Source organism: Candidatus Pantoea deserta (assembly GCF_003813865.1).
In the GTDB taxonomy this organism is placed as follows: domain Bacteria; phylum Pseudomonadota; class Gammaproteobacteria; order Enterobacterales; family Enterobacteriaceae; genus Pantoea; species Pantoea deserta.
The window spans coordinates 1-16395 of sequence record NZ_RMVG01000010.1; the positions used below are offsets into that span (position 1 = coordinate 1).

A 16395-nucleotide genomic window follows, 5' to 3' on the forward strand; every position below is an offset into this window, starting at 1 on the left:
CGGCTTATCGGTCAGTTTCGACTTTTCAGGTAGAGACCCCGCCCATGCTACACTGCGCTCCGGCAATAAAAGGAGCAGCCCGTGGCGAAATACCAGCAACTGACGGATGAAATTCAGCAGCAGATTGAAGCAGGAATCTGGCCGCCCGGCACTAAACTGCCGTCGCTGCGTCAGCAGGTGCAGCAGCAGGGAGTGAGCCTGATGACGGTGATGCACGCCTATGAGGTGCTGGAGAGTCAGGGCTGGATCGTTTCGCGGCCTCAGTCCGGCTATTACGTCGCGCCGCGCGCGCTGCAAACCGCTCCCGCGCAGGTCGCACTCAGCGAGCAGGTCGATATTAATAACTTCGTATTTGATGTGCTCCAGGCGATCCGCGATCCTGGCATCCTGCCTTTCGGTTCCGCCTTCCCCGATCCTGAACTTTTCCCCCAGCGTCAGCTGATGCGCTCGCTGACCAACGTCTCCCATCAGCTCACGCCGCTCGATGCGCTCAGCAATCTTCCCCCCGGCAACGCGGCGCTGCGGCAGATGCTGGCGCAGCGCTATGCGCGGCAGGGCATCACGCTGTCGCCGGATGAAATTGTCATCACCAACGGCGCGCTGGAGGCGCTCAACCTGAGTCTGCAAGCGGTGACAGAGCCAGGCGACTACGTGGTGATTGAACAGCCGACATTTTATGGCGCGCTACAGGCGATCGAACGGCTGAAGCTGAAGGCGCTGGCGGTGCCGAGCGACGCGCAGCAGGGCATTGATATGCAGCAGCTTGAGGAGACGCTTCAGCGCTGGCCGGTTAAAGCCTGCTGGCTGATGACGACGCTGCAAAATCCGCTCGGCGTCACGCTGTCGCCCGCGCGCAAGGCGCAGCTGGTGGCGCTGCTGGCGCGCTATCAGGTGCCGCTAATCGAGGATGACGTCTATGCCGAGCTTTGGGCGGGCGACGAACCGCCTCATCCGGCGAAATACTGGGATCGTCAGGGCAATGTGCTGCACTGCGGCTCGTTTTCCAAGTGCCTGGTGGCCGGTTTTCGCGTCGGCTGGGTCGCGGCAGGGCAGCACGCGCAGCGCATCCAGCGCCTGCAACTGATGAGCACGCTCTCCACCAGCGCGCCGATGCAGCTGGCGCTGGCGGACTTCCTTGCCACGCGTCGATACGATACCCATCTGAAAAAGTTGCGCCAGACGCTGGCGCAGCGCAAAGCCTGGGTTCATCAGGCGCTACGCGGCAGCCTGCCGCGCGGCGCAAGCGTTGAGGATTTGCCTGGCGGCTACTTTTTATGGGTGAGACTGCCGCAGGGCTATGACACTACCCTGCTTTATCAGCAGGCGTTGCAGCAGGGGATCAGTATTGCGCCGGGACGGCTGTTTTCTGCGGGCGAGGAGTTTACCCACTGCTTCCGAATCAACGCCGCCTGGGCGTGGGATACCCGCGCCGCAGCGGCGATAGAGACGCTGGGAAGGCTGATCGCCGACCAGCGGACGGATTAAACCCGCGCCGCCTGCTGATGGCCCCAGGTCAAATAGTAAATATCGTAAAAATCCACTTCGCCTTTCTGCTGTAGCAGGCGGTGAATGCCGCTTTTTACCTGCTCAGGCGCATCAGGCAGGCTGAGGATCTTTTTCACGCCGCCTTCCGACACCGGCTGAACGTAATACCACTCGCCGTTGTAGCAGACGCGCAGATCCAGCGCGTCAATGTCTTCGAAGCGGTACTTTGGATTGATGTCCAGCAGCATCAAAAAACTCATCAGCAGCACAAAAATCGTGGCGAACCAGAAGGCGGGCCAGCCCAGCATCTCCGTCGAGAAGATCAGCGCCACGCACAGCGCGTAGCAGAGATACATGATCGCCCAGAGTCCGGGATGGGTTTTCAGAAAAGAGAAGCTAAAACGCGGCCGATTGTCGCGGCGTTCCTCGCGGTTAAGCGTAGCGATTTCATCGATTAAGATTTGTTTAATGGCGTCCATTGTTCACCTCACCGTCACTTTTCTGCTCAGTAGAACAGATCGCAGCGAGGCAGAGGAGACACAGAAAGGCACAGAATTTTTATAACAGTTGGCAAGCAGGCGCCGTCCCGCACTGCGGGCGGCGCGCAGACTTAACCGCGTCCGTGGGGTTCATCCCAGTTAAACGCCGGACCCAGCGAGATTACGCCGTTCGGGTTGATGGTTTTATGACTGCCGTAATAGTGATGGCGAATATGGGGCAGATTCACCGTATCGGCAACGCCCGGCATCTGATAAATGTCGCGCAGAAAGCCGCTCAGATTGAGGTAGTCGCCTATGCGGTGGCGGTCGCATTTGAAATGGGTTACGTACACCGGATCGAAGCGGATCAACGTGGTCCAGAGACGCAGATCCGCCTCGGTCAGCCGATCGCCGGTCAGATAGCGATGCTGTCCCAGAATCTGCTCCAGCCGCGACAGCGAATGAAACAGCGCGGTAACCGATTCATCATAGGCCGCCTGCGACGTCGCGAAGCCTGACTTGTAGACGCCATTATTGACCGTGTCGTAAATCCAGCCGTTCAGCTCGTCGATTTTCTCGCGCAGCGCTGGCGGGTAGTAATCCCCGGCGCGCGCGCCTACGGCATCAAATGCGCTGTTAAACATGCGGATAATGTCCGCTGATTCGTTGCTGACGATGGTGTTCTGCTGTTTGTCCCACAAGACCGGCACGGTAACGCGCCCGGTATAGTGCGGATCGGCGTGCAGATAGAGCTGATAGAGAAACTCATTCTGATAAAGTTTATCGCCGGTGGCGTCAGGAAACTCATCGTCAAAGGTCCAGCCGTTTTCCAGCATTAACGGATGCACGACCGAGACGTCAATCATCGACTCCAGCCCTTTAAGCTTACGCATCAGCAGGGTGCGATGCGCCCAGGGACAGGCGAGGGAAACATAGAGGTGATAGCGGTCGCGCTCGGCGGTAAAGCCCGCCTTGCCGGTCGGACCGGCGCTGCCGTCCGCCGTCACCCAGTTGCGCCAGACGGCTTCAGTGCGCTTGAAGCGTCCGCCGGTTGATTTGGTATCGTACCAGGTGTCGTGCCAGACACCCTCGATCAATTGGCCCATATCGCCTCCAGTGCAAACAGGGCGAGGAGTATCCTCGCCCTGCTAAGTATATGTGGCATTACGCCAGATGTGTGTTTAGCGCAGTGCGGCGGCAGGCTGCGTTTTCTTGCGCAGCAGACGATCGATGCTGTACGCGCCCGGACCCACCAGGCCCAGCACCAGGAAACCGCCCGCGATAGAGAGGTTTTTCATAAACATCAGCTGGTTAACGCCTTCCGCGAAGTTGCTGTGAAACAGGAACGCCGTCAGAATGGTGAAAGCGGCGGTGAACAGCGCGGTGAAGCGGGTCAGGAAGCCAAACAGAATCGCCAGGCCGCCGCCCAGCTCCAGCAGGATCACCAGCGGCAGCATAAAGCCGGGCACGCCCATGGCTTCCATATACTGCTGCGTACCGGCGTAGCCGGTGAGTTTGCCCCAGCCCGCAGTGATAAACAGGACTGGCATCAGAATACGCGCCAGCAGCAGACCAGCATCTTCGAATTTTTTCATCATTTACTCCAGCTAATTTTTAGGCAGGCAGCAGCGCCCTGGTTTGATAATTCCCGGCGAAAGGCGGCATTGCCGTTCGCTGAGCTGATAGCTGGAGATGATAGTCGCGCAGTGAAAAGGTTGTAAGCGAGATATTCTGTAGGTGTTATTCAGGAAAATTGATAAAGAGAATCCGGCGCTTTCGCGCCGGCTGAAATCAGAGGAATTAGCGCGGCGGCAGGGCCGCTTTGACCATGCGCCAGGTGCTCCAGACGCCGAAGCCGCGCTTAAGCAGGCGCATAAATTTGTTCGGGCTGCGCACTGACCAGATAGCCAGCGCGCTGCTGCCGATAGCCAGATAGCGCCGCATGCTGAGGAACGTCAGCCAGCCGCGGTCGTAATGCGCCGTGCTTTGCAGAAAATCACGGCGGCCTGCGCTGAGATCCAGCCGCTGCTGCTGTATGTCGCTCAGCAGCGCATGAATGCGCGCTTCACGTTCCTGTTTGCTGCTCATGCGCGATCGTCCTCCAGCAGCTTACGGTCGGTCTCCAGCTCTTTGCGCGTATGGTGCAGCAGCGTAGACTGACGCGATTTGCGCAGGCTCCACAGACCAAAAATTATCGCCAGAAGAAAGAGCACCCCAGTCGTAATACCAATCGCCATCAGACGATACTGCGCATCGACGGCCCAGATAATCAGCACCATCAGGCTCATTAGCCCAAATGCGGTAAACAGCATGGTCAGGCCAACCATCAGCAGCAGCTGAATCAGATTCGCCTTTTCCGCTTCCAGCTCGACCACCGCCAGACGTACGCGGGTCTCGACCATGCTGACCAGCGTCGTGACAATGCGCTGACCAATGTTGATGACCCCTTTGCCGGGGCCGTGGCTCTGCTGTGAATCCGCCATAATTAACGCCGTGAAATCAGGATGCCGATCGCCACGCCAATTGCCGCACCGATACCTACGCCATGCCAGGGATTTTCACGCACGTAGCCGTCTGCTTTCTGCGCGGCTTCACGCGTGGTTTGCGCCAGGTACTCGCCGGAATCGCCCAGCTTTTCACGCGAGCTGTCCAGCGCCACGCGCGCTTTCTTACGCAGCTTATCGAGTTCGCCTTTGGACTTGTCCGTTGTGCTGCTCAGCACCTCTTCCAGGGTGTCCGCCAGGTTTTTCAGTTCAGCACGCAAATGTTCTGATGAAGTGTCTTTAGACATGTAATGTTCCTTTTAGCTTCAGTGATTAGGTCCGGATTAATAAGGCTCCGCCTGTAACTTTTTCAGCTCCTGGCGTGCTTCTTCCATTTTACGTTCACGTTTGGCGATTTTGTCCTTGTCGTCGCCTTCCTGACGCTCCTCTTTCAGCTCGCGTTCACGCTCAGCGACTTTTTTCTGCTGCGCTTTGATACGCGCCTGATGGGCGGCTTTCAGTTGGTTATCGCTACAGTTAGCGCGTACTTCGGTTAGCGCGCGCTCCAGGCCGTTAACGCGACGTTGATTGTTATGCTGCTGCGCCATCGCAATTTCATGCTGAATATCCTGCTCTTTTTGCTGACAGAGCGACTCCGCCGCCATCAGTGAGCCCGAAAGAGAAAACAGCGCGAGGCCAAAAAATAAGTGATGTTTCATCAGGCTTGTTACCTTCCTTTGTTGCTGACCTGCCATGACCTGACAGCGTCATCTCCTGGCATATCAGCTCGCTGAGCCATCTGTTAAGCATAGACAGCGACCGTAAAAAGTTCAAAGAACACGAGGGGATACAGATTATTCCGTCGCCGCCTCGTCAGGACGAGAGGGCGACGGGCGATCAGGAGATATTAAGCGTGGCGAGAGAAGCGGAGGCTGAATCAGGCTGCCGGGCGACGACAAAGCCGTCAGGCAGCAGGCGGCGCAGCACTTTTTGCGCGGCGAGGCTCTGCTCTTCGTTTTCGAAATGGATAATCAGCGCATCGCCTGACGGCGTTATGCTTTTGATACGCACACCCTGCGCCGTCAGCTGCTGGTAAAGATAAAACCCATCCGGCAGCGGCCCGCCGGCGTGGGAAACGCGGATCTGCACCACGCTGTCATGGCGCAGCAGCGTCGGCATAATGCAGATCGCCAGCAGCAGCAGCGTGGCGATCGCCAGCCAGGGAAGCATGCGACGCGGCACGGGACTGGAAATTTTCATGATTCGCCCTTGCCGCTTTGATTTGCCTGACGCTTGCGCCACAGCACCAGCAGCGAGCCGAACAGGCCGAATACCAGCAGCACCAGCGGCAGCAGCATCAGGCAGAACATCAGTTCGTCTTCGTAGCGGCGAAAAAGCGGGGTTTTGCCCAGCGCAAAGCCAAGCACGGTCAGAATCAGCACCCAGAGCAACGCGCTTATCCAGTTAAAGAACTGGAAGCGGGCGTTGCTCAGGCCCGACAGCCCGGCTATGGTCGGCAGCAGCGTGCGCACGAAGGCGATAAAGCGCCCAATCAGCAGCGCTGAAAGCCCGTGGCGGTGAAACAGACTGTGGGCGCGCGCATGGTACTGCGCGGGAAGGTGCGAAAGCCACTTTTGCACCGTAGGCGTATTACCGAGCCAGCGACCCTGAATATAGCTTACCCAACAGCCCAGGCTGGCGCCGGTGGTCAGTACCAGAATGGTAAGGGGAAAGCTCATGGTGCCTTTGGCGATCAGCACGCCAACCAAAATCAACAGGCTATCGCCTGGCAGAAACGCCGCGGGAAGCAGGCCATTTTCCAGAAAAAGGATCATGAACAACACGCCATAAATGGCCCACACCAGCGTCGGATCGGAAAGGGTTTCATAATCCTGTTGCCACAGGGCTTGCAGCAACGCATGCAAAATATCCATCAATCATTCCTGAACATCATTGTTTAACGCGTCTCAAAGGACATAAGCGCAGACCGGCATTTGGTTATCATTTTTGGGCGCGCAGTCTGTGCAGGACTTTCCGGATCCTTCCAGAATTGATTGTTAAATCAGCAACTTTTTAAACCCTGTCGCAAAGGGTAAGAAAGGGGCGATAACTGTAACAAAAATCACGGGTGCGAGACAGGAGAATGTGCCCGCCGCACAGGAGTTTTACCTTTTGACACGGCCCGTCAAAAGGAGCTTTACACGACCTGACACTATTGCAGATTAACTGACCTTGCTGCGCAAAAAGGCAGCGGAATCAAGATGAATGGCCTGAACCGTCCGGCAGGATAACGGGGTTTTCAGCAAACATGTAACGATCCACATTAAATTCAAAGTCATCGGCGGTCGCGTTGAACAACATCTGCTTAGTATTTTCCAGATGTTGCCACATCGCCAGTTTACAGGCGGCAGGATCTTTGCGCATAAGCGCCTTGAGGATTTGGTCATGGTCATCGCACCAGCTGAGGATACTGCGCTGGTCGATATGCTCGTGAAGTTTGAGCCAGTAGGGGTTATGCAGGCGATGAAGCCACATCTTTTCGACAATCGCGGCCAGCGCGCTGTTTTGCGTGGACTGGGCGATGCGGACATGAAACTGCATGTCCCACTGCGAGTCGCGGAAGTGGTCTTCCTGACGCGCTTTTTCCTGAATGGCCATCAGGTCAATAATATCCTGACGCGTCACCTGGGTGGCGGCAAACTCGGCGACGTTACTTTCAATCAGCTGGCGCGCCTGAAGCAGCTCAAAAGGCCCAAAGCTGGCGAACTCCAGCTGGCTGGAGGTGGTGACGCGGTTTTGCTGCTGACTGGCGATAACGTGGATACCGGACCCTTTGCGCACCTCAACGTAACCCTCGACTTCCAGCATAATGATCGCTTCACGCACCACCGTGCGGCTCACGTTCATCTCTTCGGCGATCAGGCGCTCCGCAGGCAGCTTATCGCCCACAGGATAAAGCCCTGTTTCAATCCGATTTTTCAGATCGCTGGCCAGCTGCTGGTAGAGTCGACGAGGTTCGGTCAGTTCCATAGCGCATTCTCGTATCATAAATAAAGTTGTTATACCACTTTGCGCCGGTGGAAGAAACGATCCGCCGCCTTAATGACGCCGGATCGTTGAGGTAAAACAAAAAGCTGGCCTAGCTGCGCGCTGTTGCCGCCTGCGGCACCGTGACCTCTTTTTCCAGTTCGGCAACCGGCTTATTGCGCAGCACCGTCCAGATCACCACCGCGCCCAGCAGATCAAACACGGCCAGCGCCGCGAACAGCGGGCTAAAGCCCAGCGTATCGGCCAGCGCGCCGACCACCAGCGCGAACATGGTGCTGGCGGTCCAGGCCGCCATGCCGGTCAGGCCGTTGGCCGTCGCCACTTCGTTACGACCAAACACATCGGAAGAAAGGGTGATCAGCGCGCCGGACAGCGCCTGGTGAGCGAAGCCGCCAACGCACAGCAGCGCGATAGCCACATACGGGCTGGTAAACAGACCGATGGTGCCGGGACCAATCATCAGTACCGCGCCCATGGTCACCACCAGCTTGCGGGAAACAATCAGATTCACGCCAAACCAGCGCTGAAACAGCGGCGGCAGATAACCGCCCAGGATACAGCCGAGATCGGCGAACAGCATCGGCATCCAGGCGAACAGCGCAATCTCTTTCAGGTTAAAGCCGTACACCTTAAACATAAACAGCGGGATCCAGGCGTTAAAGGTGCCCCACGCCGGCTCAGCGAGGAAACGCGGCAGCGCGATGCCCCAGAACTGGCGGTTGCGCAGGATCTGGCGCGCGGACATTTTCCTGGTGTTGCCGGTCTGATGCTGCGCTTCCTGACCAGAAATAATGTAGTGGCGCTCTTCGTCGCTGAGTTTGGTCTGCTGTTTCGGATGCTTATAGAAAATAAGCCAGCAGATCGCCCACATCAGGCTCAACACGCCGGTAATAATAAACGCCATCTGCCAGCTGTGCGCCACAATGGCCCATACCACCAGCGGCGGCGCCAGCATCGCGCCGATAGAGGAGCCGACGTTGAAGTAGCCGACGGCCACGGAGCGTTCCTTCGCCGGGAACCATTCGCTGCTGGCTTTCAGGCCGGCCGGGATCATCGCCGCTTCCGCTGCGCCCACCGCGCCGCGCGCCAGCGCAAAGCCGCCCCAGCTGCCCGCCATTGCCGTTGCGGCGCAGAAAATCGCCCACAGCACGGCAAATACCGCATAGCCGATTTTGGTGCCGAGCAGATCCAGCACATAACCGGCGACCGGTTGCATCACGGTATAGCAGGCGGAGTAGGCCGCCACGATGTAGGAGTACTGTTGGGTGGTGATATGTAAATCGGTTTGTAGCGTCGGGGCGGCGACGGCGATGGTATTGCGGGTGAGATAACCCAGCACGGTGCCCAGCGTCACCAGCCCGATCATATACCAGCGTAGCCCTTTAATCTTACGCATCATTAACCTCTTCCAGTTCTGTCTGCGGTCTTGCCGCTGTTGTTATCTGGAGCGGGACCACCGTGATTCGACTCGCCTCACGCCCGCAGGCCGCCAAAAGCGACCTTTGTGTTTACCTTGCCATTACGGGTCGAGAGCGTAACTTGTTATACAACTTTAAAAGTTGAGAGCCATCACAAAAGCCCCTTTTGCAATGTGGGATACTTTAAATCTGCGTCAGGACAGCCATTTAGCACGCTACAGAGAGTGAAAAGTCCATAGCTGACAGTAATTGCTGCCAGTTATGTGAGCGGGATCTCAAAGAATTATGTGGTTGGCTAAAATTGGTATGATAACTTTGAGCGCATTAAGGCTCTATCCAAGAGGAAGCACGTATGTCGCGTTTTATGACCGAGGATTTTTTGCTGGATACGGAATTTGCCCGCCGCCTGTATCACGACTATGCGAAGGATCAGCCGATTTTCGACTATCACTGTCATCTTCCCCCGCAGCAGATTGCCGAAAATTACCGCTTTACCAATCTCTATGACATCTGGCTGAAAGGCGATCACTATAAATGGCGCGCCATGCGCGCTAACGGCGTGCCGGAAGCCTTCTGCACCGGCGACGCCAGCGACCGCGACAAATTCAACGCCTGGGCGCGCACTGTGCCGCATACCATCGGCAATCCGCTCTATCACTGGACGCACCTTGAGCTGCGTCGCCCGTTCGGCATCACCGACACCTTGCTCTCTGAGAAAACCGCCGACGCTATCTGGGAGCGCTGCAACGCGCTGCTGGCGCAGGATGACTTTACCGCGCGCGGCATTATGCAGCAGATGAACGTGAAGATGGTCGGCACCACCGACGATCCGCTGGATGACCTGCAACATCACCGCGCGCTGGCGCAAGACACCAGCTTTAGCGTCAGGGTGCTGCCCAGCTGGCGACCGGATAAAGCCTTTAATATCGAAGCGGAAAGCTTTCTGCCGTGGATTGAGAAGCTGGAGTCGCTGACCGACATCAGCGTGCGCCGCTTTGATGACCTGCGCAGCGCGCTCAGCAAACGTCTCGACTACTTTGCCGATCACGGCTGTAAGGTGTCGGATCACGCGCTGGACGTGGTGCTCTACGCCGAAGCGGACGACGCGACGCTCGATGCGATTCTGGCCAGGCGTCGCGCGGGCGGCGCGCCGGACGCGCAGGCTGTCGCGCAGTTTAAAACCGCCGTGCTGGTGTGGCTCGGCAGTGAATACGCTCGTCGCGGCTGGGTGCAGCAGTACCATATCGGCGCGCTGCGCAATACCAACCGCCGCCAGTTCGAGCTGCTAGGCCCGGACGTCGGCTTCGACTCTATCAACGATCAGCCGCTGGCGGAACCGCTGGCGAAGCTGCTGGGCGCGCAGAATCTGCATAACGCGCTGCCGAAAACCATTCTTTACTGCCTGAACCCGCGTGACAACGAAGTGCTGGCCACCATGGCGGGCAATTTCCAGGGCGAGGGCGAGGCGGGCAAAATGCAGTTCGGCTCTGCCTGGTGGTTTAACGATCAGCTTGACGGGATGCAGCGTCAGATGACTCAGCTGGCGCAGATCGGCCTGCTCAGCCGCTTTGTCGGCATGCTGACCGACAGCCGCAGCTTCCTCTCCTACACGCGCCACGAATATTTTCGTCGTCTGCTGTGTCAGATGATGGGCCGCTGGGTAGAGAACGGCGAAGCGCCGGGGGATGAGGCGCTGCTGGGGCAGATGGTGCAAAACATCTGCTTCAACAATGCGCGCGACTACTTCGGCATCGAGCTGGGAGCCTGATAATGCAGCGGCTAAACCGTCACGACTTTCCCGGCGCGATCTACAGCGAGCGCGTGATCCAGTTCGGCGAAGGCAACTTTCTGCGCGCCTTTATCGACTGGCAGCTCGACTGGCTGAACCAACACCAGGGTACCGACGCGGGCGTCGTCGTGGTACGGCCGCGCAATCGCGCCGTCAGTGACAGTCTGAATCAGCAGGACGGACTGTACACCACGCTGATCCGCGGTCTGAACGAGCAGGGCGAGCGCGTCAGCGAAACGCGCCTGATCCGCAGCCTGAACCGTGAGATCCAGCCGTATACCCAGCATGAAGACTTTCTGGCGCTGGCGCGCGCGCCGCAGATGCGTTTTGTCTTCTCCAATACCACCGAGGCGGGCATCGCCTTTGCTGAAGGCGATCGACTTGAGGATGCTCCCGCTTCCAGCTTTCCCGGCAAACTGACGCAGCTGTTATGGGCGCGCTTTACGCATTTCAGCGGGGCCAGCGACAAAGGCTGGCTGATCGTGCCCTGCGAGCTGATCGACCATAACGGCGAGGCGCTGCGTGAGCTGGTGCTGCGCTATGCGCAACACTGGCGGCTGCCGGACGCGTTTGCCGCCTGGGTGACGCAGCACTGCGCGTTCTACAACACGCTGGTGGATCGCATCGTGACCGGCTTTCCGCAGGAGAGCGAGGCGCTAACGGCCCAGCTCGGCTACGACGACCATTTTCTGGTGGCGGGCGAGGTTTACTATCAGTTTATCCTGCAAGGGCCGCGCGCGCTGTTTGACGAGCTGAAGCTGGACGCGCTGGCGCCGCAGGTGCGTCAGGTGGATGACATTGCGCCCTGGAAGGCGCAGAAAGTGGCCATCCTCAACGGCGCGCATACCGCAATGGTGCCGGTGGCGTTCCAGGCAGGTCTGGAGAGCGTCGGCGAGGCGATGGAGGACAAGGCCATTGCCGGTTTTGTCGATCGGCTGCTGCGCGAGGAGATTATTCCCACGCTGGACCTGCCGCGCAGCGAGCTGCACGCCTTTGCCGATGCGGTACAGCGCCGTTTCCGCAACCCCTTTATTCGCCACGCGCTGCTCTCTATCGCGCTCAACGGCATGACCAAGTTTCGTACCCGTCTGTTAACGCCGCTGCTGGCCGCTCACGCGCAGAACGGCGTCTGGCCGCCGCGCCTGACCTTTGCGCTGGCGGCGCTGATCGCCTTCTATCGCGGCGCAGAGGCGGAGAAAAGCTGGCCGCTACAGGATGATGCGCACTGGCTGACGCGCTTTGACAAAAACTGGCAGGCGCTTAATGCCGACCAGATTACGCCGCAGCAGCTGGTGCACGACGTATTAAGCGACGCGCCGCACTGGGGCGAAGATTTGACCCGGCAGCCGCAGCTGGTGGCCGAGGTCAGCCGACACCTGCAAAACATTCTCGCCCACGGTATGCGTGAGGCGTTGAGCACACTGGGATAACGCTATGCAAGACGCGATTCGAATTCACTCTCTGGATAATGTCGCCGTGGCGCTGCGCGATTTAGATGCCGGGCACACTGTCGATTTGCAACAGGTGGCGGTGCCGCTGCAGCAGGCGGTCACGCGCGGCCATAAGTTCGCGCTGCGCCCCCTCGCCGAGGGCGAACTGGTGATTAAGTACGGACTGCCGATCGGCCACGCGACTCAGCCGATCGCCGCAGGAGAGGTGATTCACTCCAGCAACGCCCGCACCAACCTGAGCGATCTGGACGAATATGATTATCAGCCGGAATTTGTCGAGGTGCCGCCGCAGGCGGGCGATCGCGAGATCCAGATTTATCGCCGCGCCAGTGGCGAGGTCGGTATCCGCAACGAGCTGTGGATCCTGCCGACCGTCGGCTGCGTTAACGGCATTGCGCGTCAGATCCTGCAACGCTTTCTGAAAGAGACCGATAACGCGGCGGGCACCGACGGCGCGTTTCTTTTTAGCCACACCTTTGGCTGTTCGCAGCTAGGACAGGACCATGAAAACACCCGCACCATGCTGCAAAATATGGTGCGTCATCCCAACGCAGGCGCGGTGCTGGTTATCGGACTCGGCTGCGAAAATAATCAGGTCGATGCCTTTCGGGAAACCCTGGGGCTGCCGGAGAGCGACCGTATCCAGTTTATGGTTTGCCAGCAGCACGACGACGAAGTCGAGGCGGGGCTGGAGCATCTGCGCGCCCTGTACGAGGCGATGCGCCATGACCAGCGCCAGCCCGGCAAACTAAGCGAGCTGAAGTTTGGTCTGGAGTGCGGCGGTTCCGACGGTTTTTCCGGGATCACCGCTAACCCGCTGCTGGGCCGTTTTTCCGATCAGATGATCGCTAACGGCGGCACGACGGTGCTGACCGAAGTGCCGGAGATGTTTGGCGCAGAGCGCATCCTGATGAGCCGCTGCCGCGATGAGGCGACCTTCGACAAAACCGTGGCAATGATTAATGACTTTAAACGCTATTTTATCGACCACCAGCAGCCGATCTATGAGAACCCGTCGCCGGGCAACAAGGCCGGGGGCATTACCACGCTGGAAGAGAAGTCGCTGGGCTGTACGCAGAAAGCCGGCTCCAGCCAGGTGGTAGACGTGCTCAGGTATGGCGAGCGGCTGAAAACGCCGGGGCTGAATCTGCTGAGCGCGCCGGGTAACGACGCGGTCGCCACCAGCGCGCTGGCGGGGGCGGGCTGCCATATGGTGCTGTTCAGCACCGGACGCGGCACCCCTTACGGCGGCTTTGTGCCGACGGTGAAGCTGGCAACCAACTCGCCGCTGGCGGAGAAGAAGCCGCACTGGATCGACTTCAACGCCGGTCGCCTGCTGGAGGGGATGAGCATGGAGGCGCTGCTGGCGGATTTTGTCGACACTATCGTGGCGATTGCTAACGGCGAACTCACCAACAACGAGAAGAATGATTTCCGCGAGCTGGCGATCTTTAAAAGCGGCGTAACGTTATAGCTCTAAGAATAACAATGGCGACCCGGAGGTCGCCATTGTTGTCTGCTAGCGTTGTGCCACTTCGCGAGTGGCAGAGTCCGATCGCAGGTCGCTTAACGCCTCTCAGCCCGGCCAGCCCGCGCCTCATTCCTGAGGGGGGCCGGATCCGGGCAACGCTGTGCGTGGTTCAACACGCCTCGGCGTTTCCCGGCGCGGGCCGCCTTGCTCTTCAGACGCTGCCGCCTGCTCGCCGGGCTATTAAGCCGGCTGAAAGATCACGCCCGGCTGGTTTCGCGCTCGGCTTCCGCCTGGCAAACCGCGGCGGTAAACAGAATATCGGTTGAGGAGTTGAGCGCCGTTTCGGCGGAGTCCTGCAACACGCTGATAATAAAACCGGCTGCCACCACCTGCATCGCCAGATCGTTAGGAATACCGAACATATTGCAGGCAACCGGGATCAGCAGCAGCGAACCGCCCGCCACGCCCGATGCGCCGCAGGCGCACAGCGACGCCACCAGACTCAGCAGAATCGCGGTCGACACGTCAACGTGAATGCCAAGCGTATTCACCGCCGCCAGCGTCAGCACGGTAATGGTAATGGAGGCGCCCGCCATGCTGATGGTCGCGCCCAGCGGAATCGACACGGAATAGGTGTCTTCGTCCAGGTTCAGGCGTTTCGCCAGCGCCATATTCACGGGAATATTGGCGGCTGAACTGCGGGTAAAGAAGGCGGTCACGCCGCTCTCGCGCAGGCAGGTAAACACCAGCGGATAGGGATTGCGGCGAATTTTGCTGTACACCAGCAGCGGGTTGACCACCAGCGCCATCAGCGCCATACAGCCCAGCAGCAGCGCCAGCAAATGCGCGTACTGCCACAGCGCGCCGAAGCCGGTTGACGCCAGGATCGAGGCCACCAGACCAAAAATACCCACTGGCGCGCAGCGGATCACGCAGCGCACCAGCCAGGTGACGGCGTTTGAGGCGTCATTCAGCAGGTCGCGCGTCCCCTGCGAGCTGTGACGGAACGCGAGACCCAGACCAATGGCCCATACCAGAATGCCGATATAGTTTGCTTCCATCAGCGCCGTGACGGGATTCGCCACCATCTTCATCAGCAGGCCGCGCATCACCTCGGTAATGCCTGATGGCGGCGTGATTTCCGTGGCGCCAATCGCCAGCGTCAGCGTCTGCGGCATCAGATGGCTAAATACCACGGCGATTACCGCAGCGAAAAAGGTACTCAGCAGATAGAGCGCGATAATCGGTTTGATACTGGTCTTTTGCCCCTGCTGGTGGTTAGCGATCGAGGCGATCACCAGCACGAGCACCAGCAGCGGGGCGACGGCCTTCAGCGCGCTGACAAAGAGTTCGCCCAGCAGGCCGACGGCCAGCGCGGCATCTTTTGAGACCCACGCCAGCGCCACACCGGCCACCAGCCCTACCATGATTTGTTTTACCAGGCTGCCTGCAAGTAGCGCGCCCAGACGACCGGAAAGAGAGTTCTGCATAGTTGTTCTTTACGTTGTAGCGGGATGTGGCTTCAGAGGGCGTCGATTAACGCGCCTGAAGCGGTTTGCCTGGCGGAGTATAAGGAAAAGATCGGACGAGGAAAGAGATAATTCTGACTGCGCAAAACGCATCGCCTTTCAGTTATGCTGCATGAAGGAAATGTGACAGAGCGATGAAATGTCGCACCCCCGACTGGCAAAATAAAACAGGGGCATTGTCTGCCCCTGTAGCGGATTATTGTGAGATCTTTTTCTGGTCGCTTTTGCGGTTTACCCAGGCGTTGATCAACAGCGTAGAGCCAAGAATCGCACCCACCACGCTCAGCGAGATCGCCACGGGGATATGGTAAAACTCGACGATCAGCATCTTAATGCCGATAAACACCAGCACGATCGCCAGGCCATATTTGAGCATGGAAAAGCGCTCGGCGACGTTGGCCAGCAGGAAGTACATGGCGCGCAGGCCGAGGATGGCAAACAGGTTAGACGTCAGCACAATAAAGGGATCGGTAGTGACGGCGAAGATAGCCGGAATACTGTCGACCGCGAAGATGACGTCGCTCAGCTCGACCATGATCAGCACCAGCAGCAGCGGCGTAGCAAACAACACGCCGTTTTTACGGGTAAAGAACTTCTCGCCATCCAGATCGTCGGTCATGCGCAGGTGCTTGCGCAGCCAGCGCACCACCGGCTTATCGCCAACCGCATTTTCATCGTCCTCTTTGGCAAACGCCATTTTCAGGCCGGTCAGCAGCAGGAAGGCGCCGAACAGATAGAGGATCCAGCTAAACTGCGTGACCAGCCAGCTGCCCGCGAAGATCATAATGGTACGCAGCACAATAGCGCCCAGCACGCCGTAAATCAGCACGCGGCGCTGCAACGCAGCGGGAATAGAGAAGTAGCTGAACAGCATCAGCCAGACGAAGACGTTATCGACCGCCAGTGCTTTCTCCAGCACATAACCGGTTAAAAACGCCAGGGTTTGCGACGTGGCGACCTCGCGCCCGGCGCTGCCGTCGAGATACCACCAGAAAGCGGCGCTGAACAGCAGCGACACCGACACCCAAATCAACGACCAGACGGCCGCCTGTTTAAAACTCATGGTCTGCGCGCCGCGACGTCCCTGTAAAAACAGATCGATCGCCAGCATGATCAGTACCACTACCGCAAAGCTGCCCCAGAGAAGAGGCGTTCCTACAGTCTGCATAGCGTTTCCTGCCCTGAAATAAAAAAACGGCTGAAATCAGAAGACGTCAGCCGCTTTACAGGGTGTAAGCAAAC

Annotated in this window: 17 protein-coding genes; 4 read left to right on the forward strand and 13 right to left on the reverse strand. The window is 58.5% G+C overall.

All coding sequences use genetic code 11. The features are described from left to right. The first annotated feature begins 81 nt into the window (after nt 1–81). Entirely contained in the window at nt 82–1485 is a 1404-nt protein-coding gene (locus BBB56_RS13370) for an aminotransferase-like domain-containing protein (protein WP_123801447.1), read from the forward strand. On the opposite strand, the gene BBB56_RS13375 is transcribed toward BBB56_RS13370, so the two are convergent. From BBB56_RS13375 to BBB56_RS13425, 11 genes are all read right to left on the reverse strand, one after another. Continuing rightward, nucleotides 1482–1964: a YlaC family protein gene (locus tag BBB56_RS13375; RefSeq protein ID WP_123801448.1), complete on the reverse strand. Its 483-nt coding sequence runs from the start codon at nt 1962–1964 to the stop codon at nt 1482–1484. The genes BBB56_RS13370 and BBB56_RS13375 overlap by 4 nt on opposite strands. 131 nt (nt 1965–2095) lie before the next feature. After that, nucleotides 2096–3070 (reverse strand): glutathione S-transferase family protein, encoded by a 975-nt coding sequence (locus BBB56_RS13380; RefSeq protein ID WP_123801449.1) that lies wholly within the window; start codon nt 3068–3070, stop codon nt 2096–2098. A gap of 75 nt (nt 3071–3145) precedes the next feature. Then, nucleotides 3146–3559: a DoxX family protein gene (locus BBB56_RS13385; RefSeq protein WP_123801591.1), complete on the reverse strand. Its 414-nt coding sequence runs from the start codon at nt 3557–3559 to the stop codon at nt 3146–3148. Nucleotides 3560–3764: 205 nt separating this feature from the next. Continuing rightward, nucleotides 3765–4052, reverse strand: a complete 288-nt coding sequence (locus tag BBB56_RS13390; RefSeq protein ID WP_123801450.1) for a YqjK-like family protein — start codon at nt 4050–4052, stop codon at nt 3765–3767. Continuing rightward, a complete protein-coding gene (locus BBB56_RS13395) occupies nt 4049–4447 on the reverse strand; it encodes a phage holin family protein (RefSeq protein WP_174580918.1) in 399 nt (132 codons plus the stop codon). Before BBB56_RS13395 ends, BBB56_RS13390 begins: the two co-directional genes overlap by 4 nt. Before the next feature lie 2 nt (nt 4448–4449). Continuing rightward, on the reverse strand, nt 4450–4755 hold the full coding sequence (locus tag BBB56_RS13400) for an ElaB/YgaM/YqjD family protein (protein WP_123801451.1): 306 nt from the start codon (nt 4753–4755) through the stop codon (nt 4450–4452). A gap of 36 nt (nt 4756–4791) precedes the next feature. After that, nucleotides 4792–5166, reverse strand: coding sequence for a DUF1090 domain-containing protein (locus BBB56_RS13405; RefSeq protein ID WP_123801452.1), 375 nt, complete (start codon nt 5164–5166; stop codon nt 4792–4794). Nucleotides 5167–5344: 178 nt separating this feature from the next. Next, complete coding sequence (mzrA, locus tag BBB56_RS13410) at nt 5345–5707, reverse strand: EnvZ/OmpR regulon moderator MzrA (protein WP_199756242.1); 363 nt, start codon at nt 5705–5707, stop codon at nt 5345–5347. Next, nucleotides 5704–6381, reverse strand: coding sequence for a DedA family protein (locus tag BBB56_RS13415; protein ID WP_123801453.1), 678 nt, complete (start codon nt 6379–6381; stop codon nt 5704–5706). Before BBB56_RS13415 ends, mzrA begins: the two co-directional genes overlap by 4 nt. Before the next feature lie 322 nt (nt 6382–6703). Continuing rightward, nucleotides 6704–7477 carry a transcriptional regulator ExuR gene (gene exuR / locus BBB56_RS13420; protein ID WP_123801454.1) on the reverse strand — a complete coding sequence of 258 codons (774 nt, stop codon included), beginning with the start codon at nt 7475–7477 and terminating at the stop codon, nt 6704–6706. 109 nt (nt 7478–7586) lie between these two features. Then, nucleotides 7587–8891, reverse strand: coding sequence for an MFS transporter (locus BBB56_RS13425; protein ID WP_123801593.1), 1305 nt, complete (start codon nt 8889–8891; stop codon nt 7587–7589). 374 nt (nt 8892–9265) lie between these two features. On the opposite strand from BBB56_RS13425, the gene uxaC reads away from it, so the two are divergent. Genes uxaC through BBB56_RS13440 form a run of 3 tightly spaced genes read left to right on the forward strand, consistent with a single transcriptional unit; the run spans nt 9266 to nt 13627 of the window. After that, nucleotides 9266–10681 (forward strand): glucuronate isomerase, encoded by a 1416-nt coding sequence (uxaC, locus tag BBB56_RS13430; protein WP_123801455.1) that lies wholly within the window; start codon nt 9266–9268, stop codon nt 10679–10681. Between the two features lie 2 nt (nt 10682–10683). Next, nucleotides 10684–12132 carry a tagaturonate reductase gene (locus tag BBB56_RS13435; RefSeq protein ID WP_123801456.1) on the forward strand — a complete coding sequence of 483 codons (1449 nt, stop codon included), beginning with the start codon at nt 10684–10686 and terminating at the stop codon, nt 12130–12132. Nucleotides 12133–12136: 4 nt separating this feature from the next. After that, nucleotides 12137–13627 (forward strand): UxaA family hydrolase, encoded by a 1491-nt coding sequence (locus BBB56_RS13440; RefSeq protein ID WP_123801457.1) that lies wholly within the window; start codon nt 12137–12139, stop codon nt 13625–13627. Between the two features lie 254 nt (nt 13628–13881). Here BBB56_RS13440 and sstT read toward each other — a convergent pair whose 3' ends face one another. Next, on the reverse strand, nt 13882–15114 hold the full coding sequence (gene sstT, locus BBB56_RS13445; RefSeq protein WP_123801458.1) for a serine/threonine transporter SstT: 1233 nt from the start codon (nt 15112–15114) through the stop codon (nt 13882–13884). 235 nt (nt 15115–15349) lie between these two features. After that, a complete protein-coding gene (locus BBB56_RS13450; RefSeq protein ID WP_123801459.1) occupies nt 15350–16321 on the reverse strand; it encodes a TerC family protein in 972 nt (323 codons plus the stop codon). Nucleotides 16322–16395: the final 74 nt, after the last annotated feature.

Bases quoted from the DNA above. Each gene is read 5' to 3' on its own strand.
- BBB56_RS13375 (WP_123801448.1), bottom strand. From the start codon at position 1,964: ATGGACGCCATTAAACAAATCTTAATCGATGAAATCGCTACGCTTAAC.
- BBB56_RS13380 (WP_123801449.1), bottom strand. From the start codon at position 3,070: ATGGGCCAATTGATCGAGGGTGTCTGGCACGACACCTGGTACGATACC.
- BBB56_RS13385 (WP_123801591.1), bottom strand. From the start codon at position 3,559: ATGAAAAAATTCGAAGATGCTGGTCTGCTGCTGGCGCGTATTCTGATG.
- BBB56_RS13390 (WP_123801450.1), bottom strand. From the start codon at position 4,052: ATGAGCAGCAAACAGGAACGTGAAGCGCGCATTCATGCGCTGCTGAGC.
- BBB56_RS13395 (WP_174580918.1), bottom strand. From the start codon at position 4,447: ATGGCGGATTCACAGCAGAGCCACGGCCCCGGCAAAGGGGTCATCAAC.
- BBB56_RS13400 (WP_123801451.1), bottom strand. From the start codon at position 4,755: ATGTCTAAAGACACTTCATCAGAACATTTGCGTGCTGAACTGAAAAAC.
- BBB56_RS13405 (WP_123801452.1), bottom strand. From the start codon at position 5,166: ATGAAACATCACTTATTTTTTGGCCTCGCGCTGTTTTCTCTTTCGGGC.
- mzrA (WP_199756242.1), bottom strand. From the start codon at position 5,707: ATGAAAATTTCCAGTCCCGTGCCGCGTCGCATGCTTCCCTGGCTGGCG.
- BBB56_RS13415 (WP_123801453.1), bottom strand. From the start codon at position 6,381: ATGGATATTTTGCATGCGTTGCTGCAAGCCCTGTGGCAACAGGATTAT.
- exuR (WP_123801454.1), bottom strand. From the start codon at position 7,477: ATGGAACTGACCGAACCTCGTCGACTCTACCAGCAGCTGGCCAGCGAT.
- BBB56_RS13425 (WP_123801593.1), bottom strand. From the start codon at position 8,891: ATGCGTAAGATTAAAGGGCTACGCTGGTATATGATCGGGCTGGTGACG.
- uxaC (WP_123801455.1), top strand. From the start codon at position 9,266: ATGTCGCGTTTTATGACCGAGGATTTTTTGCTGGATACGGAATTTGCC.
- BBB56_RS13435 (WP_123801456.1), top strand. From the start codon at position 10,684: ATGCAGCGGCTAAACCGTCACGACTTTCCCGGCGCGATCTACAGCGAG.
- BBB56_RS13440 (WP_123801457.1), top strand. From the start codon at position 12,137: ATGCAAGACGCGATTCGAATTCACTCTCTGGATAATGTCGCCGTGGCG.
- sstT (WP_123801458.1), bottom strand. From the start codon at position 15,114: ATGCAGAACTCTCTTTCCGGTCGTCTGGGCGCGCTACTTGCAGGCAGC.
- BBB56_RS13450 (WP_123801459.1), bottom strand. From the start codon at position 16,321: ATGCAGACTGTAGGAACGCCTCTTCTCTGGGGCAGCTTTGCGGTAGTG.